The sequence below is a fragment of the Lacipirellula sp. genome (assembly GCF_965279485.1).
Lineage (GTDB): Bacteria > Planctomycetota > Planctomycetia > Pirellulales > Lacipirellulaceae > Lacipirellula.
The window spans coordinates 4,506,696-4,532,421 of sequence record NZ_CBDIIC010000002.1 but is presented as its reverse complement, the minus strand read 5'-3'; the positions used below and the strand labels follow the sequence as shown (position 1 = coordinate 4,532,421).

The 25,726-nt window shown below is 63.4% G+C and carries 22 protein-coding genes; 16 read left to right on the top strand and 6 right to left on the bottom strand.

Translation table 11 applies throughout. From position 1 onward, the window contains the following. Positions 1 to 81 precede the first annotated feature (81 nt). Together ACQY7R_RS25595 and ACQY7R_RS25590 are read left to right on the top strand one after the other, a co-directional pair. Entirely contained in the window at positions 82 to 672 is a 591-nt protein-coding gene (locus tag ACQY7R_RS25595; protein WP_428308380.1) for an ATP-dependent Clp protease proteolytic subunit, read from the top strand. A 556-nt stretch (positions 673 to 1,228) separates the two neighbouring features. Then, positions 1,229 to 2,737, top strand: a complete 1,509-nt coding sequence (locus tag ACQY7R_RS25590) for a hypothetical protein (protein ID WP_428308379.1) — start codon at positions 1,229 to 1,231, stop codon at positions 2,735 to 2,737. 239 nt (positions 2,738 to 2,976) lie between these two features. On the opposite strand, the gene gap is transcribed toward ACQY7R_RS25590, so the two are convergent. After that, complete coding sequence (gene gap / locus ACQY7R_RS25585) at positions 2,977 to 3,999, bottom strand: type I glyceraldehyde-3-phosphate dehydrogenase (RefSeq protein ID WP_152097602.1); 1,023 nt, start codon at positions 3,997 to 3,999, stop codon at positions 2,977 to 2,979. A gap of 288 nt (positions 4,000 to 4,287) precedes the next feature. Here gap and ACQY7R_RS25580 point away from each other — a divergent pair, with 288 nt between their 5' ends. Genes ACQY7R_RS25580 through ACQY7R_RS25570 form a run of 3 tightly spaced genes read left to right on the top strand, consistent with a single transcriptional unit; the run spans position 4,288 to position 6,418 of the window. Next, the gene (locus ACQY7R_RS25580) at positions 4,288 to 5,082 is read left to right on the top strand and encodes a class I SAM-dependent methyltransferase (RefSeq protein ID WP_428308378.1); all 795 of its coding nucleotides are present in this window, start codon (positions 4,288 to 4,290) and stop codon (positions 5,080 to 5,082) included. An 11-nt stretch (positions 5,083 to 5,093) separates the two neighbouring features. Next, positions 5,094 to 5,489 (top strand): hypothetical protein, encoded by a 396-nt coding sequence (locus ACQY7R_RS25575; protein WP_428308377.1) that lies wholly within the window; start codon positions 5,094 to 5,096, stop codon positions 5,487 to 5,489. Beyond that, positions 5,489 to 6,418 (top strand): hypothetical protein, encoded by a 930-nt coding sequence (locus ACQY7R_RS25570; RefSeq protein WP_428308376.1) that lies wholly within the window; start codon positions 5,489 to 5,491, stop codon positions 6,416 to 6,418. Before ACQY7R_RS25575 ends, ACQY7R_RS25570 begins: the two co-directional genes overlap by 1 nt. On the opposite strand, the gene ACQY7R_RS25565 is transcribed toward ACQY7R_RS25570, so the two are convergent. The 3 genes from ACQY7R_RS25565 to ACQY7R_RS25555 all read right to left on the bottom strand — a co-directional run bounded on the left by ACQY7R_RS25565 (position 6,378) and on the right by ACQY7R_RS25555 (position 8,617). Beyond that, positions 6,378 to 7,097, bottom strand: coding sequence for a PEP-CTERM sorting domain-containing protein (locus ACQY7R_RS25565; RefSeq protein ID WP_428308375.1), 720 nt, complete (start codon positions 7,095 to 7,097; stop codon positions 6,378 to 6,380). The two genes, ACQY7R_RS25570 and ACQY7R_RS25565, sit on opposite strands and share 41 nt — an antisense overlap. Positions 7,098 to 7,281: 184 nt before the next feature. Continuing rightward, complete coding sequence (gene mddA, locus ACQY7R_RS25560) at positions 7,282 to 8,061, bottom strand: methanethiol S-methyltransferase (RefSeq protein ID WP_428308374.1); 780 nt, start codon at positions 8,059 to 8,061, stop codon at positions 7,282 to 7,284. Positions 8,062 to 8,203: 142 nt separating this feature from the next. Further along, entirely contained in the window at positions 8,204 to 8,617 is a 414-nt protein-coding gene (locus ACQY7R_RS25555) for a RidA family protein (RefSeq protein WP_428308373.1), read from the bottom strand. A gap of 203 nt (positions 8,618 to 8,820) precedes the next feature. Here ACQY7R_RS25555 and panB point away from each other — a divergent pair, with 203 nt between their 5' ends. Beyond that, complete coding sequence (panB, locus tag ACQY7R_RS25550; protein ID WP_428308372.1) at positions 8,821 to 9,648, top strand: 3-methyl-2-oxobutanoate hydroxymethyltransferase; 828 nt, start codon at positions 8,821 to 8,823, stop codon at positions 9,646 to 9,648. 22 nt (positions 9,649 to 9,670) lie between these two features. On the opposite strand, the gene ACQY7R_RS25545 is transcribed toward panB, so the two are convergent. After that, positions 9,671 to 10,102 (bottom strand): thiol-disulfide oxidoreductase DCC family protein, encoded by a 432-nt coding sequence (locus ACQY7R_RS25545; RefSeq protein WP_428308371.1) that lies wholly within the window; start codon positions 10,100 to 10,102, stop codon positions 9,671 to 9,673. A 230-nt stretch (positions 10,103 to 10,332) separates the two neighbouring features. On the opposite strand from ACQY7R_RS25545, the gene ACQY7R_RS25540 reads away from it, so the two are divergent. The 10 genes from ACQY7R_RS25540 (at position 10,333) to ACQY7R_RS25495 (ending at position 25,253) form a co-directional block, all read left to right on the top strand. Continuing rightward, complete coding sequence (locus ACQY7R_RS25540; RefSeq protein WP_428308370.1) at positions 10,333 to 12,006, top strand: hypothetical protein; 1,674 nt, start codon at positions 10,333 to 10,335, stop codon at positions 12,004 to 12,006. 274 nt (positions 12,007 to 12,280) lie between these two features. Beyond that, positions 12,281 to 14,575 carry a hypothetical protein gene (locus tag ACQY7R_RS25535; RefSeq protein WP_428308369.1) on the top strand — a complete coding sequence of 765 codons (2,295 nt, stop codon included), beginning with the start codon at positions 12,281 to 12,283 and terminating at the stop codon, positions 14,573 to 14,575. Positions 14,576 to 14,811: 236 nt separating this feature from the next. Beyond that, positions 14,812 to 15,288 carry a hypothetical protein gene (locus ACQY7R_RS25530; protein ID WP_428308368.1) on the top strand — a complete coding sequence of 159 codons (477 nt, stop codon included), beginning with the start codon at positions 14,812 to 14,814 and terminating at the stop codon, positions 15,286 to 15,288. Between the two features lie 257 nt (positions 15,289 to 15,545). After that, positions 15,546 to 18,008 carry a TolC family protein gene (locus tag ACQY7R_RS25525; protein WP_428308367.1) on the top strand — a complete coding sequence of 821 codons (2,463 nt, stop codon included), beginning with the start codon at positions 15,546 to 15,548 and terminating at the stop codon, positions 18,006 to 18,008. After that, a complete protein-coding gene (locus ACQY7R_RS25520; protein WP_428308366.1) occupies positions 17,935 to 18,966 on the top strand; it encodes a helix-turn-helix transcriptional regulator in 1,032 nt (343 codons plus the stop codon). The genes ACQY7R_RS25525 and ACQY7R_RS25520 overlap by 74 nt, the downstream gene beginning before the upstream one ends. Positions 18,967 to 19,001: 35 nt before the next feature. Further along, the gene (gene tmk / locus ACQY7R_RS25515; protein ID WP_428308365.1) at positions 19,002 to 19,613 is read left to right on the top strand and encodes a dTMP kinase; all 612 of its coding nucleotides are present in this window, start codon (positions 19,002 to 19,004) and stop codon (positions 19,611 to 19,613) included. A 442-nt stretch (positions 19,614 to 20,055) separates the two neighbouring features. Next, positions 20,056 to 20,982, top strand: a complete 927-nt coding sequence (locus ACQY7R_RS25510; protein WP_428308364.1) for a 4-(cytidine 5'-diphospho)-2-C-methyl-D-erythritol kinase — start codon at positions 20,056 to 20,058, stop codon at positions 20,980 to 20,982. Positions 20,983 to 21,007: 25 nt separating this feature from the next. After that, positions 21,008 to 21,655 (top strand): SpoVG family protein, encoded by a 648-nt coding sequence (locus ACQY7R_RS25505; RefSeq protein ID WP_428308363.1) that lies wholly within the window; start codon positions 21,008 to 21,010, stop codon positions 21,653 to 21,655. Positions 21,656 to 21,843: 188 nt separating this feature from the next. Continuing rightward, positions 21,844 to 22,755 (top strand): formate dehydrogenase accessory sulfurtransferase FdhD, encoded by a 912-nt coding sequence (gene fdhD, locus ACQY7R_RS25500; RefSeq protein WP_428308362.1) that lies wholly within the window; start codon positions 21,844 to 21,846, stop codon positions 22,753 to 22,755. A gap of 29 nt (positions 22,756 to 22,784) precedes the next feature. Beyond that, positions 22,785 to 25,253 carry an FdhF/YdeP family oxidoreductase gene (locus tag ACQY7R_RS25495; RefSeq protein WP_428308361.1) on the top strand — a complete coding sequence of 823 codons (2,469 nt, stop codon included), beginning with the start codon at positions 22,785 to 22,787 and terminating at the stop codon, positions 25,251 to 25,253. On the opposite strand, the gene ACQY7R_RS25490 is transcribed toward ACQY7R_RS25495, so the two are convergent. Next, the gene (locus tag ACQY7R_RS25490; protein ID WP_428308360.1) at positions 25,210 to 25,713 is read right to left on the bottom strand and encodes a hypothetical protein; all 504 of its coding nucleotides are present in this window, start codon (positions 25,711 to 25,713) and stop codon (positions 25,210 to 25,212) included. The two genes, ACQY7R_RS25495 and ACQY7R_RS25490, sit on opposite strands and share 44 nt — an antisense overlap. Between the last annotated feature and the right edge of the window lie 13 nt (positions 25,714 to 25,726).

Genomic DNA, 25,726 nt, shown 5'->3' with positions numbered 1-25,726 from the left:
ACTCGCCTTGATCCTGTCGATCCGCGTCATCTTGTTATCCAGTCCATCTTCATTGTGCTCAACGCATAACGGATTGCTCCCATGCCGCTCATTCCATACGTCATCGAAAAGTCGGGCCGCGAAGAGCGGGCGATGGACATCTACAGCCGGCTGCTTAAGGACCGCATCGTCCTGCTCGGCTCGGGCGTGAACGATGAAGTGGCGAACAGCCTCGTGGCTCAGTTGCTGTTCCTGCAGTCGGACGACCCGAAGGCCGACATTCATCTGTACATCAACTCGCCAGGCGGCAGCGTCACCGCCGGCATGGCGATCTACGACACGATGCAGTTCGTCACCTGCGACGTGGCGACCTACTGCATCGGCCAGGCCGCCTCGATGGGCGCCGTGCTGCTAGCTGCCGGCGCCGCCGGCAAGCGTCACGCGCTGCCGAACGCTCGGATCATGATCCACCAACCTTCCGCGGGCATGGAAGGGACGGCCGAGGACATCATGATCCACGCCACCGAGTACCGGAAGACGAAGGAAAAGCTGAACCGCATCTTGGCCGAGCACACCGGCCAGACGATGGATCAGATCGAAAAGCACACCGACCGCGACCACTTCATGTCGGCTGCGGAAGCCCAGGAATACCGGATCATCGACCAGGTGATCTCGAAGATGGGCGGGCAGTAAGCCGCCTCGAGTGGCCATCAGCGGAAGTTTTGAAACCGCCGATGGACGCAGATGAACGCTGAGAAACTGCGGGGAGTTTCCAAGTCCTCCCCAAAATTTCGCTCGCGTTTCATGGCGTTCATCGGCGGTTTTGTTTTAGAGCTGCAATTGAGCGTAGCGTCTGTCATCCCGAGCAGAGCGAGGGATCTGGAAGCTCATTCGCTCCGTTTGCAGGCCCAACGGGCCGTGCTGTGATAGCCCAGGGCGCAGAGCCTAGCGCGCCCCTACAGGGCTTTGTTGCTGATGGCGGGAAACCTACCCAGGGCTGCGCCCTGGGCTTCCGCGGCGCGGCCTTACAGGCCTGAATGCCGATGGTCCTTCCAGATTCCTCGCTCCGCTCGGAATGACAGCTACGCCAAGTAGCGTGGCGGTGCTATCGCCCGCGTGAGTCCGCTTGACGGGTTCGGCCCGTTTTCTTATCTCTCGGCTCGCATTTTCATAGTTCGGGCCAGGATCGCGCGCACGAAGCGTCGATCCAGCCCGGTCGATTGCACGTCTGCTGCGAGGCGAGCCACGGATGGCCGAGCCGAACATTACTCATCTGCATCGCAACGCCGCCTGGAGCGGTCTGTTCTCCGCTGGCCGCTGCGCCGCCCTGGGGCTGCTCTGCCTGTCATTGGCGTCGTCCACCGGTTGCCGGCACATCGACAACGCTCAGGTCGACGTCCTCGAAAGCGAACTGCGGAAGCAAGAAGACTACATCTACGAACTCGAAGAATATCTCGTCGAGTATTCGGAGAAGCTGCGGGAAGCGCGGGCTATGCAGTGCGAGACGGTGATCTCGACCTCGCCTAGTTCGACGCCCGCTCGCAAAGAACCGACGATCGATACCGATTCGGTCAGGCGGCCGACGCTGCCGATGAACGGTCGGAACAAGCTCTCGGCGCCGAAGGCGTCGCTGCCTGCTCCGCCGGCGACGACCGATGCTCCGCGCGCTGGTGAAGAGATCCCGGCCGGGCCGGGGGGCACGCCAGCCACGCCTGCTGGGACGGGCGTTGAAGTCGAAGAGATGGAGATTGAAGAGGTTAACCCGGAAGAACTGGAAGCCCCGGCGCTTGAGATCGGCCCCGGCGTTCACATGACGCCGCGACAACGCAACGTCGAAGTCGCCGCGAACCAGCGGTCAGCGAGCAACGGACCGCTGCTGATTCCCGATCCGATCGACTACCAAGCCGATGGCGACGACGCCACGGCGATGATCGTCGCTCAACCAGCGCCGCCGACGTTCGATCCGGCCGCCGAAGCAGCGAGCGAACTCGCGGCAGCCGAGCCAACGCTCCCGCTGAGCGAGCCGGTGCTCGCCGCGCCGCAACAAAATGGCCAACGCCTGATCGCCGACCACCTGCAGATTCGCCGTATCTTCGCCGAGCAGGATGAAGCAAAGACCGGTCCGCTCCAAAGCCTGCTGATCGTCGTCGAAGCCCTCAACGCCACCGAGGAACCGGTTGGCGCCGAAGGCGAAGCGTCGATGATGATTATGGCCACCGACGAAACGGGCGCGATGCGAGCCATCGAACGCTGGGACTTCAGTGCCGCGGAAACCGCCTCGGCATGGCAATCGTCGCACCTGGGCGACGGGCTCCACTTGGAGCTACCGATGAAAAAGGGTCCGCTTCCCGAAGGGAACCTAGAGCTGTGGGCCCGCGTGGTTGCAGCCGATGGTCGGAAACTGCTAACCAAGGCACCGCTAACGCCAAGCGAGCTTGTATCAGTGAACGAGTTCACCCCCGAAGCGGCCTTGGCCGCCGCAGAGGCAGAGCCGGCGTCGCTAACACCCGTGGCGATGCCTGAGGAACCAAGCGTTAACTCAGCCCCCGAGCCGATGCAGGTTGCAGCCGCTCCGGTGACAAAGGCCTCGGCGGAAGCGGCTCAAAAGACGACCTGGCGGGCGTCGACAGTGCGGCTCAACGAAAACCGTGTGGCGTCGACGGCGGTTGAAGGATCGCACGGCGAGCCGAGCTGGAAGCGGAGTTCGACCGCCGCGGCGAGCGGCGATGCGAAGCGCGATTGGGCGCCGTTTCGGTAACGGCCGCGTGGTGCGGTGATTTTGCCCCCGGTTCTTCAGACCGGGGGCGATACGGCATCCGGCAGGATTGCGTTACGTCGTGCCCCCCCGGTTTGAAGAACCGGGGGCTAAAATGGGCGTGATGGTGCGTGGTCGAATCAGCGCACAAAAAAAGACCGCAGAGGTCGTCCAATGACGAACACTCTGCGGCCTTCGATCTTTTTCAACCTCGCCCGCCATGCGGCAGGGCAGGGGAGAGCTTAGGCGAACTTGCCGATCTTCGCGATCAGGTCGGCGGTGCGGCAGCTGTAGCCCCACTCGTTGTCGTACCAGCTGACGATCTTCAGCAGGTTGCCGTCCATCACCTGGGTCCACGGGCCGGCGAAGATCGAGCTGTGGGGATCGCCGATGATGTCGGTCGAGACGATCGGGTCTTCGGTGTAAGCCAAGATGCCCTTGAGCGGGCCGTTGGCGGCTTCCTTCATCGCGGCGTTGACTTCCTCGACCGTCACGTCACGCGACATGAGGGCGGTGAGGTCGACGACGCTACCGGTCGGAACCGGAACGCGAAGCGAGATACCGGTCAGCTTGCCCTTGAGGGCCGGCAGGACCAGACCGACGGCCTTGGCGGCGCCAGTCGACGTCGGGATGACGTTCTGGGCGGCGCTACGGGCGCGGTACGGATCCTTGTGCGGCATGTCTTGCACGCGTTGGTCGTTCGTGTAGGCGTGGACCGTAGTCATCAGGCCCTTCACGATGCCGAACTTTTCTTGCAGCACCTTGGCGACCGGGGCCAAGCAGTTGGTGGTGCAGCTCGCGTTCGAGATGCACTTCAGCTCGGGCTTCAGTTGGTCGTCGTTGACGCCGAGGACGCAGGTCAGGTCGGCGCCGTCGTCGGCCGGGGCGCTGAGGACGACGCGCTTGGCGCCAGCGGCCAAGTGGCTGTCGTAACCCGGAGCGCCATCCTTCGCACGCTTCGTGAAGAAGCCGGTGGATTCGACGACCACGTCGACGTTCAGGTCCTTCCACGGCAACTTGGCCGGGTCCTTCTCGGCGAGGGCCTTGATCTTCTTGCCGTCGACGATGAGGTTCTGCTCGTCGTACTCGACCTTGCCTTCGAAGCGACGGTGCGTGCTGTCGTACTTCAGCAGCGTGGCGAGCATCTTGTTGTCGGTCAGGTCGTTGATGGCAACGACTTCGAACTCGCTGGGGCGAGCGTGGAGGTTGCGGAACGTCAGACGCCCGATGCGACCGAAACCGTTGATTGCGACGCGAATGGCCACTGAGTTTCTCCTTCGTTGGCAAGTCGTGGACTGAATATGGCGGGACCTGGCGGCGCCAGGCTAATCGTTGCAGTCTCGCGAGTCGCCCCGCCCTGTAAGCTTCGCTGTCGGGCGGGGAAACGAGGAATTATACTGCTGCGGAAAGTGGCCTACAACCGGCTGGAAAGCGGGCGGCGAGCAGCTGCAAGCGTTCAGCTAAACAATCTCAATTTAGCGCATCGATTATTCGCAGCGGCTGCGACTTCCCGTATCGCTGACAGCTAACTGCTGACCGCTGAAAGCTCCCGAATGACCCGTCCCGACCGTCCAACCTGGCAGCTCCCTCCCGGCGTTTCCCGCGGGCTGTGGGACTACGTCCACACGCCCCACATCGCCGACGACTACGACGATTATTTTGCGTTCAACAGCCTGTTCGAAACCGACGGGGCGATTCTGCGTCGACAGTTCGATCCGCCCGGCTTAATCGCCGACCTGGGGTGCGGCACGGGGCGGGCCTTGGTGCCGCTGGTGAAGGAGGGCCATCGCGGGCTGGCGATCGATCTTTCCGACCACATGCTGCGGGTGGTGCAAGGGAAGGCGGACGATGAAGACCTGCCGATCGATTGCGTGCGGGCGAACCTGGTGGAGATGGACGCGATCGCCGACGGCGCCGTCGACTACGCGATGTGCATGTTCAGCACGCTCGGCATGATCCGCGGACGCGCGAATCGGCGGAAGGTGCTGCACCACGCGCGGCGAATCCTCAAGCCGGGCGGCAAGTTCGTGCTGCATGTGCACAACTACTGGTTCAACCTCCGCGACCCCGAGGGGCCGTGGTGGGTGATCGGCAACGTCGCGACGGCGCCGTTCCGCCGCGACATTGAAGTCGGCGACCGCTGGTTCCCGTACCGCGGACTGCCGAGCATGTTTCTGCACGTCTTCCGCTGGCGCGAACTCGCGGCGGACCTGCGTTCGGCGGGGTTCAAGATCACCGAGCGCGTGGCGCTCGACGCGACGCGGCGTAAGCCGCTCGATCGACCCTGGCTGCTGCCAATGCTGCGGACGAACGGGTGGATCGTTACTTCGGAGCGGCCGCAGGAGTAGTGGCCAAAACCATGCGTCGACGAATCGCCGAATACGCGCCCGCGACGCTGCTCTGCATGGTCGCGCTGTGGCAAATGGTGCAGCTGAGCCGATTCCCGGAGCGGGCTCGCTGGAAGGGCGGGGGCTTCGGCATGTACTCGGAGCTTTACAGCCTACGGCACTTCTGCCGCTTCGATGACGACCGCAGCGACAAGCTGTCGCACGAGGAGTATCAGGCGGCGGTCCGCGAGTTCATGCGCACCGGTCGCGAGGAGCGGATCGATCTCCTGTTCGCCGACTTGCAGCGGCGTGGGCAACCGATCGAACAGATCATCGTCGCTCGCAAACGCTTGGAGCGCGACGGCAACCAATATCGCGTCGGTTACGTGCGTGGCGGCGAGTATCCGCCAGCGGCGGAGGCGCGGTGATGGCCAAACGTCGCCCTCGAGAAAGCCGCCAACAGGAAAGCGCCGCCGCAGCAGCGCCGGCAGGTTGGCTGCGCGAGCCGGCGACCATCGCCTTGCTGCTGATGCTCGCTGTCGTGTCGCTCCACCTTGGCGACAAGCTGATCGGCGGCGGCATGGGCCGGGCAATCGGCCTGGGGCTCGCGCTGGTCGCGATCCCGTTCCGCGCGGCGTTGTTTTCGCCATGGTTGTGGGGCGCCGCGATGCTGCTGCTTGGCTGGTGCGCCTTAGGAAACGCCGCGGCGGCGAACCACACCTACCTGCTGACGTACACGGCGCTCGCGCTGACGCTCCCCCTGCGACTGCCGACGCGGGAAGAGGCGATGGATGCAGCCGCCACTTCCGTGCGCTGGCTGCTGGTCGCGGTGATGACGTTCGCCGTCGTGCAGAAAGGTTTGTCCGCAGACTTTCGCGACGGCAGCTATCTCAGCTACCTGACGCTGACCGGCGGGGTGGGGCAACTCGCCTGGGAGGCGGGCGTCGCCCCGGAGACGCGCCGCGTTCTTGAAGAGAATGTGCGGCGAGATCGGCAGTTCACGCCGACGAGCCGCACGTTTGAACGCGATCAGGTGGCGCTACTCAATCCGTTTGGCAAGTGGCTGCCGTTGTTTGTCGCCACGTTCGCCGTCGGCATTCTTGTCGCCGAAGCGGTGCTGGCGGTCGGCTTCGCCTGGCGCCCCAATGCCGTCTGGCCGCACGCGTTGTTGCAAGCGTTCGGGGCGAGCCTGCTGTTGATCCGCCCGGAGACGGTGTTCATCGCAACGCTTACGGCGGCCGGCGCGCTCAGTGCGAGGCGCGCCGACCGCCGTGTGCTATACGGTTACGTGGCGTTGGGCTGCGTGGCGATCGTGCTCACTCTCGCCGGGATGACGTCGCGGTTGGACGGCGGCTAAATCGCCGTCTCGCAGCAGCCAACCCTAACAGCGATGTGGCTAGCAGGACGCCGGCGGCTGGTTCGGGAACTAGGCTCGCCGTTGCACTTAGCGAGCTGAACACGGGCGCTGCCGAGCTGTAGAGCTGCGGGTCGCTGATTTTCAGGTTGAAGATCAGCCCGATCGTCGAACCTTGAATATCGAGAGCGACGCCGCCCACTCGATCGAAGGAGAGGCCGGGCGCGGTTTGACCGGCGAACTTCAGCATCACCGGCAGGCTGCTTCCCGCGGGATCGGAGAGAAGCACGCTCAACGAGAAGGACGTCGGCAGCGGTGCGATGTTGCCGACTTGGGTGATGTTCGCCGCCGTGCCGCCAGGCGTCGTGACGCCAATGGCTAAATCAATCGGCGGGTCGACGTCGTCGGTGTCGACGATGACATCGAAGAAGAGTTCGTTTGAGGTCTCGCCCGTCGAGGTGACGCCGTTGTGAAGCTGCAGGCCGCCAACGGTGCGGAGATCAGTCTTCGCCTCGAAGAGTGCGTTGACGCCAGAGCGGCCCGATTCGCTGTACGCGATGTCGACGTCGCGATCGTCGATCCCGATGACCGTATCGAAGAAGACTTCACGCGCCGTCGCGGGTAGGGCTTGAACTGACGCGATGGCCAGCACGGCGAGAAGCCAGGTTGACTTGGAACTCATTAGCGGATCTCCCAGGGCGTAGACAGACGGCAACGACGCGCGGTCGCTGCTTGCGAGGAACCAAGGCGGAATGCCAGAAGAGCTGCGGTTACGATAACTTCGTGCCGCGGCGATTGCCACCGAATTCGCTGTCTGCTACGGCAGAACCTGGGAGTTTTCTGCAGCATGCAAGCAGCGCTGCACGTCAGAGACTTTGGCCTGAGGGAGTGCGCTGTGATTCCTGCAGAGTCGTCGTCCGCTTACCAAATTTCGGAATGTAGCGCGGGACCGCTCGTTGGTATGCCGCGTATTGCTGACCGAAGTGGGCGAGCAAATCGCGTTCTTCGACGAGCGCCGCGGCAACCATGTAAGCAGTCAGGCCAATGGCGAACAGCAGATGGCCGGCCGTCATTGTCGGCGTCGCCCAGAATGCTAACGACCACGCGACGTATAGCGGATGTCGAACATGGCTATACAACCACGGCGTGCGAAAGGCGAGTGGTTGGCACTCGCGGCCTCGCAAATAGCACCAGACTTGTCGCACGCCGAAGAGGTCGAAGTGGTTGATCATCAAACTGACCACTGGAACCATCAGCCAGCCGATGGCGAACAGCGTCCACAGCACGCCGCGTGCAGTCGTGTTCTCCACGTTCCAGACGACGGCGTCGATCGGCCGCCACTGCCAGATGAGTAGCACGACGGCGAGGCACGACGCGAGCACGTAGGTGCTCCGCTCAATCGGCTGCGGAACGATGCGCGTCCACACTCGTTTGAACGCCGGCCGAGCCATCACGGAGTGCTGGGCTCCGAAGGCCAGGAGCAGCGCGAAGTTAACCGCGACGGCAATTGCCGGCGACGACGCCACCGGCGCGTCAATCGATTTGGCCACGAGCACGTTGCCCGTGAAGGCGCAGAACCAGGCGTAGACCGCCAGGAACGCGAGATAGCAAGCGATGCCGTAAACGAAAAACATCCAACGCTTCATCAGTGGCCTCTCCGCTCTGCCGAGCTTCATGCGGGCGTACCGACGCCGTCATGCTACGACAGAGGGCGTCGGGCCGCTAATAAACGCGACACCACTAGAAGCGACTTTCTGAGCGATTTGTTACGGCCGGTCGTGTGGTGCGTTACGCAATCACGCAGTCGGCTTCGATTTCGATGAGGGCGTCGCCGTCGATCAGCCGCGGGACTTCGACGATCGTCGTCGCCGGGCGGATGTCGGCGAAGACCGAGCCGTGGACGCGGGCGACTTCTTCCCACTTGCTGACGTCGACGACGTACATCCGCGTGCGGATGACGTGCTCAAGCTTGCCGCCGAGGGCTTCGATCGCTGCTTTGATGATCGCGAGCGAGCGGGCGGCCTGTTCGCCGACGCTCTTCGCGTAGGTGCCGTCGGCGTTGACGCCGACGCAACCGGTGACCGCGATGAGGTTGCCCGAGCGGACGGCCCGGCTGTAGCCCATGATCGGTTCCCACTTCGAGCCGCTGGAGGCACACTTGCGGCCGGCCCGCTCTTCGACGGTGATCTTGATGTCGGACATGTTCGGGCCTCTCTGGCGGCTGACGTTGAAATGGGGACGGAACCAAGATGAAACGAGGGACTCGAAGAATACCTGCCCGAACGTGGTTTTTCTAGGAGCACGGGCCGTCTGCAACGCTTGGGGGGACCGACGGGCGACCATTGCCCCGCGGCTAGCGCCGAGGCTCGTTGACGCCGGGCATTCACGTCGATTAGCCTGAATTCATGGCCAAAAAACCGTCCAGTCCCGAGCCTTCCCGCCGTTCCTCGCGGATGACCGTGCCGAAGTTCACGGCCCTCAAAGGGACTGGCCAAAAGATCTCGATGGTCACCGCTTACGACTATCCGTTTGCCAGTCTCGTCGACGAGGCGGGCGTCGAGGGGGTGCTGGTCGGCGACAGCATGTCGATGGTCGTCCAGGGGCACGAGAATACGCTGCCGGTGACGCTCGACGAGATGATTTACCACGCTGAGATGGTTGGCCGCGCGGTGAATCACGCGCTCGTGGTGGTCGACATGCCGTTTCCGAGTTACCACCTCGGCAAGTTCAAGGCGATCGAAAACGCCGGCCGCATTCTCAAAGAGACGCGCTGCCAGGCGGTGAAGCTGGAAGGCGGCGTTGAACAGGCCGAAACGATCGCGGCGCTCGTCTCTGCCGGCATCCCCGTGATGGCCCACTGCGGCTTGCGGCCGCAGAACGTTCACCAACTCGGCGGCTACCGCGTGCAGCGCGACGAGCAAGCCCTCATCAGCGACGCCTGTGCGGCGGCCGAGGCGGGGGCGTTTGCGATGGTGCTCGAATGCATTCCGCGCGGCATCGCCGAAAAGATCACCGGCATGCTCTCGATCCCAACGATCGGCATCGGCGCCGGCGCCGACTGCGACGGCCAGGTGCTCGTGCTGCACGACATCCTCGGCATGGCGAGCGACTACTCGCCGCGCTTCGTGAAAGCATACGCCGATCTCAAATCGACGGTGGTCGATGCGGTACGCGGCTTCCGCGACGAAGTTCGCGGCGGCGAGTTTCCCGCGGCGGAGCATACGTTTGAGTGATGCGCCTTGAGCGTCGATTCGCTCACTTCACATGCAACTGGCACGCGCCCGAGTCGCACGACGAGACGCTTAGCCGGTAGCGGTTCCGCGCGATCCAGCGGTACAGCGGTCGCCACACGAGCATGCTGCCGGGGAAGTAGAGCACCGGCGCCGCCCACCAGAGGCGACGCAGTCGGCCGGTGAGGTAACGGATCGCTGCCGGGCCCCAGTGCCGGTTGCCGTGGCGATCGACGATCACCATCTCTTGCATCATCCGTTCGTGCGGCAGGTCGGGGAACCGCTCGCGGACTTCGGGATCGTGCAGCGAGAGGTACGCCAGCTTCCCCTGACAGTCCCACCATGGCAGCTTGCTGACCTGGGCGGTGCAGATGCCGCAGTCGCCGTCGTAGATAACGACGTCGGCGTTCGGCCGGTCGGCAGGGCGGGGTAGGGGGATAGCAGGCTGAACGGACATCAAAGGATCTCACAGTAGCCGCGGGTCAACGCCCCGCCGGAGCGACGCGCGAAAACAGCACAATTCCAGCGTCTCAACCGCTAAACCGCTAGAATCCGCCGCCGTTAACAGTTTACCCCTCAAATGGCGCCCAGGACGAGCGGTTCAGCGTGACCCGGCCGCCCGGCGCCGATACAATAGTCGTCGGCCGACGATTCGTCTCCGCCTCCCCGTTTTCAGGAACGCGTGCCATGGACCAGATCCGCCAGCAAGTTGCTCGGGCCCGCCGTCGGCTGTGGCTGGAGCTGTTTCTCAATCGGCTGGTCCACTGTTGGTTCGTCGCGCTGATCGTCGCGGCCGTTGCGATTGCGGTGCCGAAGTTCGTCGCCGTGGAAAACCTGCCGGCCAACTGGACAGCCTGGTGGCTCGGCGCCGCGTTCGTTGGCGGGCTGGGCGTGGCCCTGGGCTGGATGTTCTTCCGCGGTCGCAGCGAACTCGAAGCCGCGATGGAAATCGATCGTCGCTTCGGCCTCCGGGAACGCGTCGCGAGCAGCCTTTCGCTGCCTGCCGAGCTGTCCGAAACGCCTGCCGGCCAAGCGCTGCTCAATGATGCGGTGCGGGCGGTGAGCCGGCTGGAGATTTCCCAACAGTTCCGCGTTCGCGTCGGCAGCGTCGCGCTGCTGCCGCTCGCGCCGGCGCTGCTGACGGCAGCACTCATCTTGCTGGTCGACAATCAACAGGTGCAAAGCAGCGCCAGTCCGCAAGCAAACAAGCTGACGCCGCAGGCGCTGGAGAACACGACCGACGCCCTGCGGAAGAAGCTCGTCGAGAAACGGAAGGAAGCGGCGAAGAAGGGCCTTAAGGAAGCCGAGGCGTTGCTGCTGCAGGTCGACAAGAAGATCGAGAAGCTCGCCGACAAGAAAGACGTCGATCGCAAGCAGGCGCTCGTGAAGATGAACGACCTCGCCAAGCAACTGAACGATCGCAAGGAAAAGCTCGGCGGCGATCAGGAGCTGAAAAAACAGCTCGCCAGCATGAAGGATTTCAGCAAAGGCCCGGCCGAGAAGATGGTCGACGCGATGAAAAGCGGCGACTGGGATCAGGCCCAAAAGGAGCTCGACAAGATCAAGGAGCAGCTGAAGTCGGGCAAGCTCGACCAAGCCGGCAAGCAGCAACTGCAGAAGCAACTGTCGCAATTGCAGAAGAAGCTCGACCAGGCGGCTGCCGATCAGCAGCAGGCGATGGAGCAGATGAAGCAAGAGATCGAGAAGCAAAAGCAGCAAGGAAACCTCGCCAAGGCGGGCGAGATGCAGCAGAAGCTCGACCAAATGCAAAAGCAGCAACAGCAGTCGCAGCAGATGCAAAAGCTCGCTCAGCAGATCGCCCAGGCGAAAGAGGCGATGGAAAAAGGCGACCAGCAGGCAGCGGCTCAGGCGATGGATCAGATGTCGCAGCAGCTTGAGCAAATGAAGCAAGAGATGGGCGAGAGCGAAATGCTCGACGCGGCGATGGATCAGCTCGAGATGGCCAAGTCGTCGATGAACTGCGAGGCCTGCCAGGGCGCCGGCTGCGAAGAGTGCCAAGGCGGCGGCAAAATGAACGGCCGCTTCGGTCAGAAACCGGGGAGCCAGGGGAGCGCCAATGGCAAGGGAATCGGCAAAGGCCGCGGCGGCGCCGGCACCCGCGACGAAACCGACGCCGCGTTCCGCGACACGCAAGTAAAGCAGAAGCCGAACCAAGGCCCGGCCGTGATCACCGGCGAGGCCGACGGCCCGAACCTCCGCGGCAACGTCCGCGAAGCGATCCAAGAAGAAATGGCCGCTCAGGCGAGCGAGCCAGCCGATCCGCTAGTGATCGAGCAACTGCCGCGCACGCAGCGTGAAAACGCAGAGGACTATTTCAACCGGTTACGTGACGGCGAGTAGCGATTGCTCCGCCGCGGTCGGGCAGCGATTCTCCCCGTTGTCCCGGTTAGTCCGGTTTTTGCGCCGCCCCCTGCTCGCAAGCGGCGTAACTTTCAGGAGCGCCCCGCCAATTCCCAGGAGCGGCGGGCATCCATCCCATCGGCAAGCCGCGGTACGCGATTTGCACGATTAGGCGAGATGGAGAATTGGCGCAAGACGCAACTTACCGGTAGCATGGGGCCGAGGCAGGAACGCCGACATTTCCATGAACATCTGGGACGTAGGGAGAGCATCTGTGAGAGCGCGCCTTTGGAACACTGCAGCAGCTGGAGTCTTGTGGGCGGGAACGCTGCTAGGCGGTTCGACCGCACACGCCCAAGCACTTCCGGTTGCCACGCTTAATCCGGCCCCCGTCACCGCGGCGCTCGACGAACTTGATGTTTGGCTCGGTAGCGGCGAGAACAGCGCCCGCTGGCAAGCCTATCTCAAAGCAGACCAACTCCGCGCGGAACTCGCGAAGGGCGGTGAAGCCGATCCGCTCGTGCTGAACCAAACGCTCACGCGGCTCGCCGGCAAGGCGAACGGTTTGCAACTCGAACCGTTTCAAAAGTTGCGCAAGGCGCTCGTCGTCTACGCCAACGAGGTCGGTGCCAGCTATCAAGGCGATTTCGCGAAGCTTGCCGCGGCTGACGTCGGCAACTACAAGCCGCTCACCCCGGAAGAGTTCGCCGCCATCCGCGCAAACATGCGCGACAAGGCCCAAGCTCTCGTCGCCGCGATGGGCGGCAATTCGCAACTCGCGCAGAATTGGAAGAAGTTCCTCCTGTGGGATCAACTCGCGCCAAACTTCGCTGACGATGCAGAGGTCTCGCGCGGCACGCTCCTGCAGCTCGACGAAGTGCTGAGCCGCTTCCGCGCCAATCAACCTGGGCTCGAGCTGCCGGCCTTCACCGACGCCGCTCGGGCGATCGCCAAGTATCGCGCCCTGGCTAGCTGGGGAGCTGCCTCGCAATCGCGCGACCTTCGCGGCGAGTACGAACGCCTGCTCAACTCGCTCGGCACCGAACTGCAACGGCATCTCGAACGCCCCACGACCGAAACCGGCTGGAAGGTTGGCCGCATCTTGGGCGTGATCGACAACCTCGGCCACTCGAGCGACTTCGTTCAATTGGTGCGCGAGCGGTTCGCCCAGAAGAACATCTCGGCGCAGTTTTCCGTTAACTTCGTCGATCGGATGCCGAATCGGAATCTCGATCAAGTCCGCCCGGTCCGCGACTGCATCTTGGGGACAAGCATCTTCGGCACCGCCCACACGCTCGGTTCGGTGCGCTACGACCTGCAACCGGCCGACGACAAGATTGAGCTGGTGGTCCACCTCGACGGCCTCGCGCACTCGCAGACTCGCGGCTACAACGGCCCGGTCGTGATCAATAGCCAGGGCCAAACCACCTACACGGCCAACAAGCGGATTTCGATCAGCGATGAGATCTTCGAAGCCGACCCGGCCGTGGCAAACGTCGATACGCGAACGCACATTAACTCGATCCAAAAGACCGGCGGCCAGTTCGCTGCCGGGCTCATCACGAAGGTCGCGTGGAAGCGGGCGTCGCAATCGAAGGCTCAAGCGGAGCGGATTTCGGCCGAGCACACTCGGCAGAACGTGATCAAAGAGTTCAACGAACGCGTGGCGAAGGACCTGGGCGACGCCCGCCTGCGGTACCAGCAGAAGATTCGCGATCCGCTGGTGCGGCGCGACATGTTTCCCGACACGACCCGGCTGACCTCCTCTCCGGAAGGGGTCGCGGCCGATTCGACGTTCGCCGCCCGCAACCAAATCGCGGCCGACAGCCCGCGGCCGCCGGTGAAGCCGGGGCAGGATCTCTCGCTGCAGATTCACGAATCGGCGGTGAACAACTATCTGCCGATCGCGTTGGCTTCCGCGCGAATCAGCCAAGAGACCGCGGAGCAGCAGCCGATCCTGAATGGCAACGTGCCGAACTGGATCAAGGTGCTGTCGGTAAAGAAGCCGGAACTGGCCGCCGCCGTCGCGACCGGCGCCGCGGTGGTCGACAGCGCGTCGAAGACGCTCGATCAGGTCGTCGAAGGTCAAGCCGACGAACGCGGCCCGAACGATCCGCCGGCATTGCCGCCGTTCAAGCCGTACTCGATCACGCTCAACTCGGAAGCGCCGGTCGGCGTGCGGTTCGACGACGGCAAAGTCGTCATTCGCGTGCGGGCCTCGAAGCTCGTCAGCGACGACATGGAGTACTCGAACTGGGACTTCATCATTACCTACGCGATCACTCAAGACGGCGATCGCATCGTGCTGAAGCGCGTTGGCGACATCGAAGTCTTCCCAACCGGGTTCGATCCGGCTTGGGACAAGCAAATGACGGCCCAGCAGTCGGGCTTCCGCAGCACGCTGGCGAAGAACATGAACGCCCGTGCGAATGCCGGCGAAAGTTTCCCGGCGGAGATTCCGATCGATCCGATCCGGATCACCAACGTCGGCACGCTGCTGCTCGACCAGCTTGAGGTGCAGGACGGTTGGCTGACGGTCGGCTGGATCCTGCCGCCCGCGGGACCATAGGTCTCGCTCTAGCCCCGGGCTTCGCCCGGGGGTCGGTTTCCATTCCGCAATGCGTTGTTGCGCGCAACGTCACCCCCGGGCGGAGCCCGGGGCTAGAAATGCTGCGGAGCAACCTAGAATTGAGCATCGCTTGGCCCCCGGTTTGAAGAACCGGGGGCCAAGTTTTTGTTGATGATCGGTCACTGGCGTTAGCGGACGGTTGACGCGACGATGGTGACTGAAGGAGCCGCCGCATCATGTTCGATCCGCAATCTTCGGTCGTCGACGTCGAGTTTGAATGCATCCCGCTGCGCACCATCGGGCGGACCGACATCCCCATGGATGCGTCGCCGGCGCAGCGACGGCGGGCCGAGCATATGCAGTCGGCGATCAACTCGTACGGCGTCGAGCGGACCTACTTCCTGCAAAACGCCCGCTGCGTCTTCCGGTTCGCCAACAGCGACGTCGAAGGCTCCTGCCGCTTCGAGTTCGAAGGTGTCGCGCGCACCGACGCCGGCGACCGGAAGTGCGACGAAGTCACTCTGGAAACGACGCTGGTGAGTGAAACCTGCGGCGGCGTTCCGCCTGCAGTGCAAGCATGGCTCGTCGAGCGCGTTCATCGCGCGGTGCTCGTGGAGTTCGACCGCTTCATCGCCGCCGGTCAGCTAGCAGCGCGAGCCGCGGAAGCCGACGCGCCGACTAAGCTTGACGGCGTCGGTGGCATGGACGTGTAACGCGTCGCTTGCCGCTACTCTCTAAAGTCCGCAGCGTGATCGACGCCGCTGGCAGTGCTAGCGACGCTGCCTCGTGAAATGCGAAAAATGTCAAAGTTTGCCGATTACGCAGACGATACCACCTTTACTGAGTAATTCGTCAGCCTGCGCGCGAGCTGTTCGCCCGCCGCGCAATGCTAGCGAAACAACGTAAACGTCGCGGCGCCACACGCCGCGGCGACGCACTGGGGGGTGCGAAACGGGCGGAAAGATCGCGCATGATGAATCGGCAACTACGAACGGCAACCTCGCTGCTGCTGTGCGGGCTCACGCTCTGCAGCGGTTGCACGCCGATTCAGCCCTTCTACTTCAAGGAAGATGGCGATCTCTCTCACTACATGGACGTCGCGACGAACATCGAATACCCCGATGTTCATACCACTCCGATCAACGACGTCTCCTCCGCACAAGCCCCGCTAACGCTCGCGAACGCCGACAACTTCAAGATGTGGGATCTCAGCCTTGAAGAGATCGTCCGGCTCACGCTTGAGAACAACACCGTCGTCCGCAGTCTGGGCGGCCGTATCAACGACGGCGGCCAGAATATCTCGACGACCGCTCCCGAAGCGTTGACGGCCGGCGGCGGCAACGCCATCACGACTTACGATCCGGCTCTGACCGAGAGCGGCTACGGCGGCAACACCGGGAGCCAGTTCAGTGGCCGCGGCGTCGAAGCGGCGCTGTCGGAATTCGACGCCCAGCTCGACTCGAGCCTTACGTGGCAAAAGAACGATCGTCCGCAGAACTTCGGTCTCGCCGCGGCGCCCGACTTCTTTAATCCGTTGTTCCGTCAGGATACCGGCCGTTATTCGACTGGCATCACCAAGAACTCCGCCACCGGCGCCACGTTCGACGTTCGCAACAACATCAACTACGACCAAAACAACAACGGCAGCCGCACTCAGGCGAGCGACTGGTTCGCCAACGTCGAAATGGGCGTGTCGCAGCCGTTGTTGCAAGGCGCCGGCGTCGAATACAACCGCATCGCCGGTCCGCGCAGCTTCTCGGAAGCGAACGGCAACTTCGCGGATCAGATCGACGGCGTGTTGATCGCCAAGATCCGCACCGACGTCACGCTCACCGATTTCGAGGCCGCCGTTCGCGACGAAGTGCGCGACGTCGAGGACGCTTACTGGGAACTCTACTACTGCTATCGCGAACTTGAAGCTCGCCGCACCGGCCAGGCCAGCGCCCTGGAAACCTGGCGTCGCGTGATGGCCAAGTTCCGCGTCAGCGGCGAAGGGGGCGAAGCGAACACTGAAGCTCAATCGCGGGCTCAGTTCTTCCTGTTCAAGACGCAGGTCGAAACGGCTCAGACGAATTTGTTCCGCGTCGAATCACGCCTCCGCTACCTGATGGGCCTGGCCGCCACCGACGGCCGGTTGATTCGCCCCAGCGACGAGCCGACCGTGGCGCCGGTGAAGTTCGACTGGGCGACCATTCACACCGAATCGCTCGTCCGTCGCGAGGAAGTTCGTCGGCAAAAGTGGACGATCAAGCGGCGCGAACTCGAACTGATCGCGGCCAAGAATCAGTTGCTGCCGCGTCTCGACCTCGTCGGCCGGTACCGCTGGCTCGGCGCCGGCGATGATTTAGTTAACGTGCCGCGCAACGGCATTCCGCCGTTCCTTGATGGCTCGAATGCCGTCGAATCCCTCACTAGCGGCGACTTCCAGGAATGGGAGGCGGGCCTGCAGTTCACGATGCCGCTCGGCTTCCGCCTCGGCAACACGACGGTCCGGCACTCGCAATTGCTGCTCGCTCGCGAACGGGCCGTGCTCCAAGACTTGGAACTCTCCGTATCGCATCAGCTCAGCGACGCGGTCCGCGATCTCGATCTGAACTATGGCGTCACACAAACCAACTTCAATCGTTGGAACTCCGAAGAAGACGAAGTGAACGCGGTCGCCGCGGTTCACGAAGTCGGCCGCGTCACGCTCGACCTGCTGCTGCAAGCTCAACAACGTCGGGCCGACGCCCAGACCGCCTACTACCGGTCGCTGGTCGACTACAACCGAGCGATCATGCGAGTTCACTATCGCAAGGGTTCGCTGCTCGAGTACAACGGCATCTTCTTGCAAGAAGGCCCGTGGCCGGGCAAGGCTTACTTCGACGCGACCCGTCGGGCTCGTCGTCGCGACGCGGCGATGGCGATCGACTACGGGTTCACCCGGCCAAACGTGATGAGCCGCGGCGTCTACAATCAGGCCCCGGGCACGGCCAAGGGCGCCGCGTACGAAGGCCCGGTTCCGACGATCGTGCCAGAGCCGCTGGCTCCGCCGGCGGAAGCGTTGGGCCCGCAGGCGTCGGTCAGCGATGCGGACATGTCGGAAAATCCAATGGAGCCGGTCTCCTATCTGGAAACCGCCGCCGCAGCGAGTACGATGAAGCCGTCGACGCTCACCGCTCTTCCCACGACAGCTCCCGCGGCAGGGGCAGTTGTCGCAGGCGCGTCGACAGTTTCGACTCCGTCGAATCCATTTGCGTCCTCGAACGTCGTTTCGAATCCCGTCGCTGCTCCACCTGCCGCCGTCCCGAATCCGTTTGGCGCTCCGCAACCGCTCCCTGCGGCTGCAGCTCCTGGCGACGCGGACGCGTCTGCCGCCTATGAACCTCAAGCGAATTACGCGCCTGCTGCAGCTGCTGCAAACCTTGCAGGCTGGTCAGGGGGAGAACGCTGACGCCTTGGCGAAGGCGTGCGGCATGAGCCGACGCACCGCCTTTCGCGATCTTGAAACGCTGCGTGAAGCTGGCGTGCCGCTGCATTTCGACAAGACCAGCGGCCGCTACTCGATCGAGGCTGAATACTTTCTGCGGCCGACGAATTTCAGCTTTGACGAGGCGTTATCGATTGTGGCGCTCACGAGCGATTTGGGAGCTGGCACGGAAGCGCCGTTCTTTGGTGCAGCACGATCTGCCGCGCTAAAGATCCAGGGGACTCTCGCTGCCGACTTGCGCAAGGAGGTGCAGCAGCTAGGACGGTACATCAGCATTCGTTTGAATGCGCTCGATCAATTGAAGGGGAGCGAGGCGGTCTATGCTCGATTGGTTGAGTCGCTCGCTGAGCGGCAGGTAGCGCAGATTCGCTACCAGAGCCTCACCGAGTGGGAGGTGATCGAAACGAAGCTCCGCCCGTACCAGTTGTTTTTCGATCGTCACGCCTGGTACGTGATCGGGCGGAGTTCGTTGCATTCAGGGCCGCGGACGTTCAACGTCAGCCGCATTTTGAACATCGAACTGCTCGATCAGAAGTATTCACGACCGCGCGGGTTTAGCCTCGCACGGTATCTCGGCAACGCCTGGAACATCATGCGCGACCTCGCTCCCGACGAGCAGGTAACGATTCGGTTCGCGAAGATCGTGGCGACGAACGTCAGCGAGGTCAAATGGCACAAGACGCAACGGCTTGAATGGCGCGCCGACGGATCGCTCGACTTCCATGCCCGGGTCTCAGGATTCAGCGAAATCATTTGGTGGATTCTGGGCTACGGCGAGCATGCCGTGGTCCTCCGGCCGGCGAAGCTTCGCAAACAAGTCGCGGCGCGGGCCGAGAATGTCTGCAAGATCTACGCGCGCGACGACAATCAACTGCCGGCGAGGCCTGGGACTGGCGCCGGCGCTCGGGTAAAACAGCGGTGAGCTGATTTCCTGCCCCGCCGCCCCGCACCCACGCCATGCCGCCATTCTTCTCATTCGACGGCATCGACGGCGGCGGCAAGAGCACTCAGCTAAAGCTCTTCTGCGAGTGGCTCGCCGAGCAGGGCCACGAACCCATTGTCTGCCGCGACCCCGGCAGCACCGCAGTCGGGGAGCGGATCCGCGAGATCCTCCTGGCAAGCGACGACTCGACGCCAATCGCCCCGCGCAGCGAGATGCTGCTCTACATGGCCGCGCGGGCGCAACTGGTCGACGAAGTGATCGTGCCCGCGCTGGCAGCTGGCCGGACCGTCGTTTCCGATCGCTACCTGCTCGCCAACATCGTCTACCAGGGACATGCCGGCGGATTGGCGATCGATTCGATCCGGCAAGTTGGCGCCGTGGCGACCGATGGCGTCGCTCCAATCTGCACCTTCTTGCTCGATCTCGATCCAGTCGTCGCGCTCAGCCGAATGGGCCGAGAGCTCGATCGCGTCGAAAATCGCGGGGCCGAATACCGCGAGCGCTTGCGGGCGGGGTTCCTCGCCGAAGCGGCGGCGATGGGGCCGACCGTGCATGTGATTGCCGCCGATCGTGACGTCGCAGCCATCCAAGCAGAGCTCCGCCAAATCGCGGCGCCGTTGCTTTGATGGGGTCGGGGGCCTTTTGCCACTCTCGGGATCGCCCGGAATGGAAAGTCACCAGTGGCAAAAGGCCCCCGACCCCGTAACCGCCAACAGCTTCAGACGGACAGAATGAATCCATTCCTGGGGCCTCTCCCCCAATCGGGGCGTTCCGTCGGGCTGATTCAGGCGCCTGTCCAGTCTGAATTGACTCGATTCAGGAAAAGCGCTAAAATGCCCTGGCACTTCGGTTTACGTCTCAGAATGTCGAAGAACCTGCCCACAAACAGCGCTTCCTGCTGGCGTCTTGCCGGGTAGATCGTCGATATGACAACAGTGTAAAGCCCGTGCAGGTGGATACCGCTGGCCGCAAGCCAGAGATGCACGGAACGCACGCCAAGGGACGACTTGGCTCGGGTCGCCGGTCGCAGTCCTTGGCGCCATGCCCTCAGGGAATGGGGCTGCGAACATGTATGTTCGGAGGAAGAGTGACGCTTGGGAGGCGCTCGCGCCAGCTAAGCTGAACCTCTATCTCGAAGTCCTCGGACGCCGTACAGACGGGTTCCACGAGCTGGAAACCTTGTTGGCGCCAATCCGCCTCTTTGACAGGCTCAGCTGGTCCCCTCGCGACGACCATGGCTCCGCCGAATTCTCGCTCGCGTACCACCCGACCTCCGCGGCCGAGCTGATCCGCCTCGCACCCGCCAACGAACACAACCTCGCTTGGCGAGCCGCCGAACTCCTAGCCCGGACTGCCGGGTTCGAGCCGCACGGGACGTTCACGCTCACCAAGCGAATACCTATTCAGGCTGGGCTCGGCGGGGGGAGCAGCGACGCCGCCTCCGCCTTGATGCTCGCCAACCGTGCCTGGGGCATCGACTACCCCACGGCGAAACTGAGCGAACTTGCCGCCCAATTGGGCAGCGACGTGCCGTTCTTCCTCGCTGGCCAAACCGCAATCTGCCGGGGCAGGGGAGAGCGAGTCGAACCAATCGACGATTTCCCCCGCCTCAATGTCGTCGTCGTCGCGCCGCGCGACGGCGTGTCGACAGCGGACTGCTTCCGCAAGCTCGCTGCCCCTGCGTGGGAAGGAGCGCCTGCGACGCCCGTCGCTGGTCGGCTCGCAGAACTGATCGACCTGCTTCGCCGCGGTTCGCTGCGGGCGGCGATGCAACGAATCGGCAATAGTTTGCAAGCTCCCGCCCGCCAACTTTGCCCCGCAATTGAACGCCTCGGCATCGCCTTTGCTGCGCTGGGGTGCTACGCCCACCAATTAACCGGAAGCGGTTCAGCCTACTTCGGCATCATGCGTTCAGCTCGTCACGCCCGACAAGCTGCCGCTATGCTGACGGCCGCCAACCTAGGGACTGTCTTCACGACCGCGACGTGCCGCTAAGGACTACCTCGCAAGGAGAACTGCCGTGGAAATCACCGAGGTCCGCATCAAGCTCATGGAAGAACCCGGCGAGCGTTTGAAGGCGTTCTGCTCGATTACGTTCGACAACTGCTTTGTCGTCCGCGACTTGAAGATCATCGAAGGGACGAGCGGCCCCTTCGTCGCGATGCCAAGCCGCAAGCTCACCGCGCACTGCCCACGGTGCGGCATGAAGAATCATCTTCGCGCCCCGTTCTGCAACCAATGCGGCAGCCAGCTCTCGAACGAGCGGATGCCGCTCGACTCCGACGGCCGCGCGAAGCTCTACGCCGACATCGCCCACCCGATCAACTCCGCCTGCCGTGAGATGATTCAAGAGGTCGTCGTCGAAGAATATTTCCAAGAGATCGAACGGGCGAAGCTGCCCGACTATATCTCGCGGTACGACGACTTCGACATGGACTACGGCGACTTCAAACAGCGTCCGCAACAAGGAGCCCCAGGCGAAACGCGGGTCGACCAGGCCCACCAACGACGTCACTCGCACCTCGGCAACAACCGCCCGCAAGCCGGTGGCCCGGTTCGTGAGCGCACTGCTCCGCCGACGACGCCCACGACGCCGAGCGCTGCACGCAACGCCTACCGCGAGCCGCCGGCCCCCGGTTTTGGCGCCGGGATCTTTCCTGGCGAGTGAATAGGTTGGGCTGATAGCGCTTGCTTACTTCTCAAGTGGTGCGGCCAACCACTGTGCATTAGCCATCTGGCGAATAGCGCGGCCCGCTGTGACCGTCGCGATGCGCGCGATCCTTTGCGATCGCTCTGCAACTTACGGTATGATGCCGACGCTAGTTGCAGACTCTGTGGGCGCGCTGGGGAGCGAGAATGGCCGTCGATGGCGAACGCGTTGATTCTACAAACCGCGCCTGCGCGTCGGTCGAAACCTGGCGACTTCGCGGCGGCGAAATGATCGCCGAGCATGATCTGCTGGCGGTCGAGGAGCCGTTGGAGATCCGCCTCGCGCATGGCGAGCGCGGCCATCGCGTGCGGCAAGCCGTGTCGATCACGATGCGAACGCCGGGGCACGACGTGGAACTCGCCGTCGGCTTCCTCTTCACCGAAGGGATCATCACGAGCCCGGAACAAATCGTCGGCGTCACCAGTTGCGGCGCCGGCAACGTAGCGTGCGTGAAGCTGCGGCCCGGCGTCGCCGTTGATTTGGCGCGGCTGGAGCGTCACTTCTACACCTCTTCGAGCTGCGGCGTGTGCGGCAAGGCGTCGCTGGAGGCGGTGCAGGTGCAACCGCGCGAGCGATGCCTACCGGAAGAGCCTGTAGTTGACGCCGCAATCATTCGTAGCCTGCCGGCGAAGTTGCGCGCAGTGCAGGAAGTGTTTGAACAGACAGGCGGGCTGCATGCCTCGGCGCTCTTCGACGCCGAGGGCGAGTTGCTCGTCGTGCGCGAAGACGTCGGCCGGCACAACGCGCTCGACAAGCTGATCGGCCACGAGTTCCTCGCCGAGCGGACGCCGCTTACGCAGAGCATCTTGCTGGTGAGCGGCCGCGTGAGCTTTGAACTTGTGCAGAAGGCGGCCGTCGCGGGGATTCCGATCCTCGCAGCGATCGGCGCCCCGTCGAGCCTGGCGGTGGAGCTTGCCGTTCGGCATGGGATGACGATTGTCGGCTTTGTCCGCGGCGATCGGTTTAATGTGTACACGGGCGTTGAGCGGATCCACGCGGCGACCGAGCAATCACCAGTTGAGCGTAGCGTCATCCTGAGTAACGCTGCGCCAAGCTGACGATCACTGAAACAATCGAGGATGGAGCCATGAGCCAGTCAATCGAACCAGTTCGCGAAGGCTCCCACAACGGCGAGTTCGCCAATTACCATCCACGGCACCACGCCCCGCACACGGCGACGGAACAACGCCCGCTCCCTTGCGTCGAAGCCGGCACGCTCGATACCCCGCATGGCGCCGTGGATCCGCTCGCTCCAACGCAACTCGCTGGCCTACGGCAGCGCGATCCAGAGAGAAAGGCAACCGGCATCGGCGCCGTGCTGTCGTCGTTCCACTACGCCTTGGGCGAAGCGGGCGTCGTGCGCGGCGTGCTGCCGCTGCTGCAAGTAAACCAGAAAGATGGATTCGATTGCCCCGGCTGTGCGTGGCCCGATCCCGACGGCAAACGCTCCCACTTCGACTTCTGCGAGAATGGCGCCAAGGCCGTCGCCCACGAATCCGACCGCCGCCGCGTGACAGCAGACTTCTTCGCCAAGCATTCGGTCGCCGAGCTTTCGCAACAATCGGACTACTGGCTTGAGCAGCAGGGCCGGCTCACCGAGCCGATGGTGTTGCGAACCGGCGCGACGCATTACCAGTCGATCTCGTGGGCCGACGCCTTCGCGCTGATTGCCGTCGAGCTCAACGCCCTCGCCTCGCCAAACGAGGCGTCGTTCTACACCTCCGGCAAAGCAACGAACGAGGCTGCCTTTGCCTATCAGCTGTTTGTGCGGCAGTTCGGCACGAACAACCTGCCCGATTGCTCGAACATGTGCCACGAAGCGAGCGGCACCGCGCTCAACCACGTGCTTGGTTTCGGCAAGGGAACGGTGAAGCTCGAAGACATCTCCCAGGCGAAGCTGATCTTCAACGTGGGCCACAATCCGGGGACGAACCACCCGCGGATGCTCTCGGTGCTGCAAGAAGCCAAGCGGAACGGCGCCAAGATTATCGCGGTCAATCCGCTGCCGGAGACGGGCCTCATTTCCTTCATGCAGCCGCAGGAAGTGGCAGGGCTGCTCGGCCACGCGACGCCGATTGCCGACCTCTTTCTGCAGGTACGCATCAACGGCGACGTGCCGCTGTTCAAGGGAATTCTCAAGGCGATCGTCGCGGCCGACGACGCCGAGCGTGGCGCCGGCATCGATTGGGACTACGTCAACGCGAATACCGCCGGCGTCGACGATCTGCTGGCCGACGTGCGGGCCGCGAGTTGGGATGAAATCGTGCGGGCGTCGGGCATTGAACGCGAGCAGATCGAAACGGCCGCCGCGTGGGCTCGCGAAACGGGCGAGATCATTTGCAGCTGGTGCGTCGGCATCACCCAACAGCACAACGGGCCCGGCAACATTCAGGAACTCCTCAACCTGCTACTCCTCCGCGGCGCCATGGCCAAGCCGGGTGCCGGGGCGTGCTGCGTTCGCGGCCACTCGAACGTGCAGGGCGACCGCACGATGGGCGTCTGGGAACGGCCGCAGCCCGAACTGCTCGACGCGCTGCAGGGGGCGTTCGATTTCAACCCGCCGCGCGAGCATGGCCTCGATTCGCAGAAGTCGATCGTCGCGATGCACGAAGGTCGGGTAAAAGTCTTCATCTCGCTCGGCGGCAACTTTTTGCTCGCGCTTCCCGATACCGCCTACGCTGCCGAAGCACTGTCGCGGACGCGGCTCACCGTGCGGATCGGGACGAAGCTCAATCGCTCCGACCTCGTGACCGGCGCGCAGTCACTCATTCTCCCCTGCCTCGGTCGCACCGAAGCCGACGTCACGCCGGCGACGCCGAACCGCCCCGCGATCGAGCAGTTCGTCTCGTGCGAGAACTCGATGGGCGTCATCCAGTGGTCGCGCGGCCGGTTCGCGCCGGCGTCGCCGCAACTGATGGGCGAGACAGCGATCGTCTGCCGCATGGCGGCGGCGGTGCTCGGCGACCGGGCGACGGTCGATTGGCCCACCTGGGCGGAAAATTACGATCACGTCCGCGACGGGATCGCGAAGGTGATCCCCGGCTGCCACGACTACAACGCCCGCGTTCGCCATCCCGGCGGCTTTTACTTGCCGAACCCGCCGCGCGAGAACGTTTACCACACCGACACCGGCAAAGCGAACTTCACCGTCAACCCGATCCCCGTCCACCAACTCGGGCCCGACCAGTTCGCGATGACCACGGTCCGCAGCCATGACCAATACAACACGACGATCTACGGCCTGCACGACCGCTACCGCGGCCTCCACAACGAACGGCGGGTGGTGATGCTCAACCGAGCCGATCTCGACGAGCAAGGGATCGCCCCGCATCAACTGGTCGACGTCACCAGCCATTGGAATGGCCAAACGCGGACCGCGTGCGGATTCGTCGCCGTCGAGTTCCCGATCCCCAAACGCTGCGCAGCGATGTACTACCCCGAGGCGAACGTGCTCATTCCGGTGGGGAGCGTCGAGCCGCTGAGCAATTGCCCAACGTCGAAGTGCACGATCATTAGTTTGCGGCCAAGCGAGCAGGGAAAAGTCGCCAGGCGCTAGTCGGTAGAAACGGCTCCCCCTTGCGGGAGCTTCTTGTAGGCGAACATGCCGAAATTTTCGTCGTCTTGCCCGGTGACGTCGAGAATTGTCGGACCCAGGTGCAGCTACCTGCGTAAGCGTCGACAAGCTTGCCATCGCGAAACTTCAGAGTCACTGAAGTAAAGTGCAGGTCGCCCGGCTTATAGTTCTGGTAATAGGACAGCGTTCCGGATTGCCCTTTCCCTCGTTGCACGCTCGGCGGCGCAATTGCGATCACAGAATCGACGTCATCACCAGCGCGAATACGTCCGTAGTAGAGGTCCTTCCAGATTGGATGGCACTCTTCGTCCATGGCCTGATAGATCTGCCACTCGTTGGCGCTGCCAACGCGAAACCATAGGCAAAATGCTAGAGGCGACGCGAGCGTCACCACAACGACGAGCAATAACAGTTGAGCAACGCGGCTGGAAAAGACTTTCATCTAGATCTCCGCC

Excerpts from the sequence above, each read along its gene's own strand:
- ACQY7R_RS25595 (WP_428308380.1), top strand. The coding sequence starts at position 82 with ATGCCGCTCATTCCATACGTCATCGAAAAGTCGGGCCGCGAAGAGCGG.
- ACQY7R_RS25590 (WP_428308379.1), top strand. The coding sequence starts at position 1,229 with ATGGCCGAGCCGAACATTACTCATCTGCATCGCAACGCCGCCTGGAGC.
- ACQY7R_RS25580 (WP_428308378.1), top strand. The coding sequence starts at position 4,288 with ATGACCCGTCCCGACCGTCCAACCTGGCAGCTCCCTCCCGGCGTTTCC.
- ACQY7R_RS25575 (WP_428308377.1), top strand. The coding sequence starts at position 5,094 with ATGCGTCGACGAATCGCCGAATACGCGCCCGCGACGCTGCTCTGCATG.
- ACQY7R_RS25570 (WP_428308376.1), top strand. The coding sequence starts at position 5,489 with ATGGCCAAACGTCGCCCTCGAGAAAGCCGCCAACAGGAAAGCGCCGCC.
- ACQY7R_RS25565 (WP_428308375.1), bottom strand. The coding sequence starts at position 7,097 with ATGAGTTCCAAGTCAACCTGGCTTCTCGCCGTGCTGGCCATCGCGTCA.
- mddA (WP_428308374.1), bottom strand. The coding sequence starts at position 8,061 with ATGAAGCGTTGGATGTTTTTCGTTTACGGCATCGCTTGCTATCTCGCG.
- ACQY7R_RS25555 (WP_428308373.1), bottom strand. The coding sequence starts at position 8,617 with ATGTCCGACATCAAGATCACCGTCGAAGAGCGGGCCGGCCGCAAGTGT.
- panB (WP_428308372.1), top strand. The coding sequence starts at position 8,821 with ATGGCCAAAAAACCGTCCAGTCCCGAGCCTTCCCGCCGTTCCTCGCGG.
- ACQY7R_RS25545 (WP_428308371.1), bottom strand. The coding sequence starts at position 10,102 with ATGTCCGTTCAGCCTGCTATCCCCCTACCCCGCCCTGCCGACCGGCCG.
- ACQY7R_RS25540 (WP_428308370.1), top strand. The coding sequence starts at position 10,333 with ATGGACCAGATCCGCCAGCAAGTTGCTCGGGCCCGCCGTCGGCTGTGG.
- ACQY7R_RS25530 (WP_428308368.1), top strand. The coding sequence starts at position 14,812 with ATGTTCGATCCGCAATCTTCGGTCGTCGACGTCGAGTTTGAATGCATC.
- ACQY7R_RS25525 (WP_428308367.1), top strand. The coding sequence starts at position 15,546 with ATGATGAATCGGCAACTACGAACGGCAACCTCGCTGCTGCTGTGCGGG.
- ACQY7R_RS25520 (WP_428308366.1), top strand. The coding sequence starts at position 17,935 with ATGAACCTCAAGCGAATTACGCGCCTGCTGCAGCTGCTGCAAACCTTG.
- tmk (WP_428308365.1), top strand. The coding sequence starts at position 19,002 with ATGCCGCCATTCTTCTCATTCGACGGCATCGACGGCGGCGGCAAGAGC.
- ACQY7R_RS25510 (WP_428308364.1), top strand. The coding sequence starts at position 20,056 with ATGTATGTTCGGAGGAAGAGTGACGCTTGGGAGGCGCTCGCGCCAGCT.
- fdhD (WP_428308362.1), top strand. The coding sequence starts at position 21,844 with ATGGCCGTCGATGGCGAACGCGTTGATTCTACAAACCGCGCCTGCGCG.
- ACQY7R_RS25495 (WP_428308361.1), top strand. The coding sequence starts at position 22,785 with ATGAGCCAGTCAATCGAACCAGTTCGCGAAGGCTCCCACAACGGCGAG.
- ACQY7R_RS25490 (WP_428308360.1), bottom strand. The coding sequence starts at position 25,713 with ATGAAAGTCTTTTCCAGCCGCGTTGCTCAACTGTTATTGCTCGTCGTT.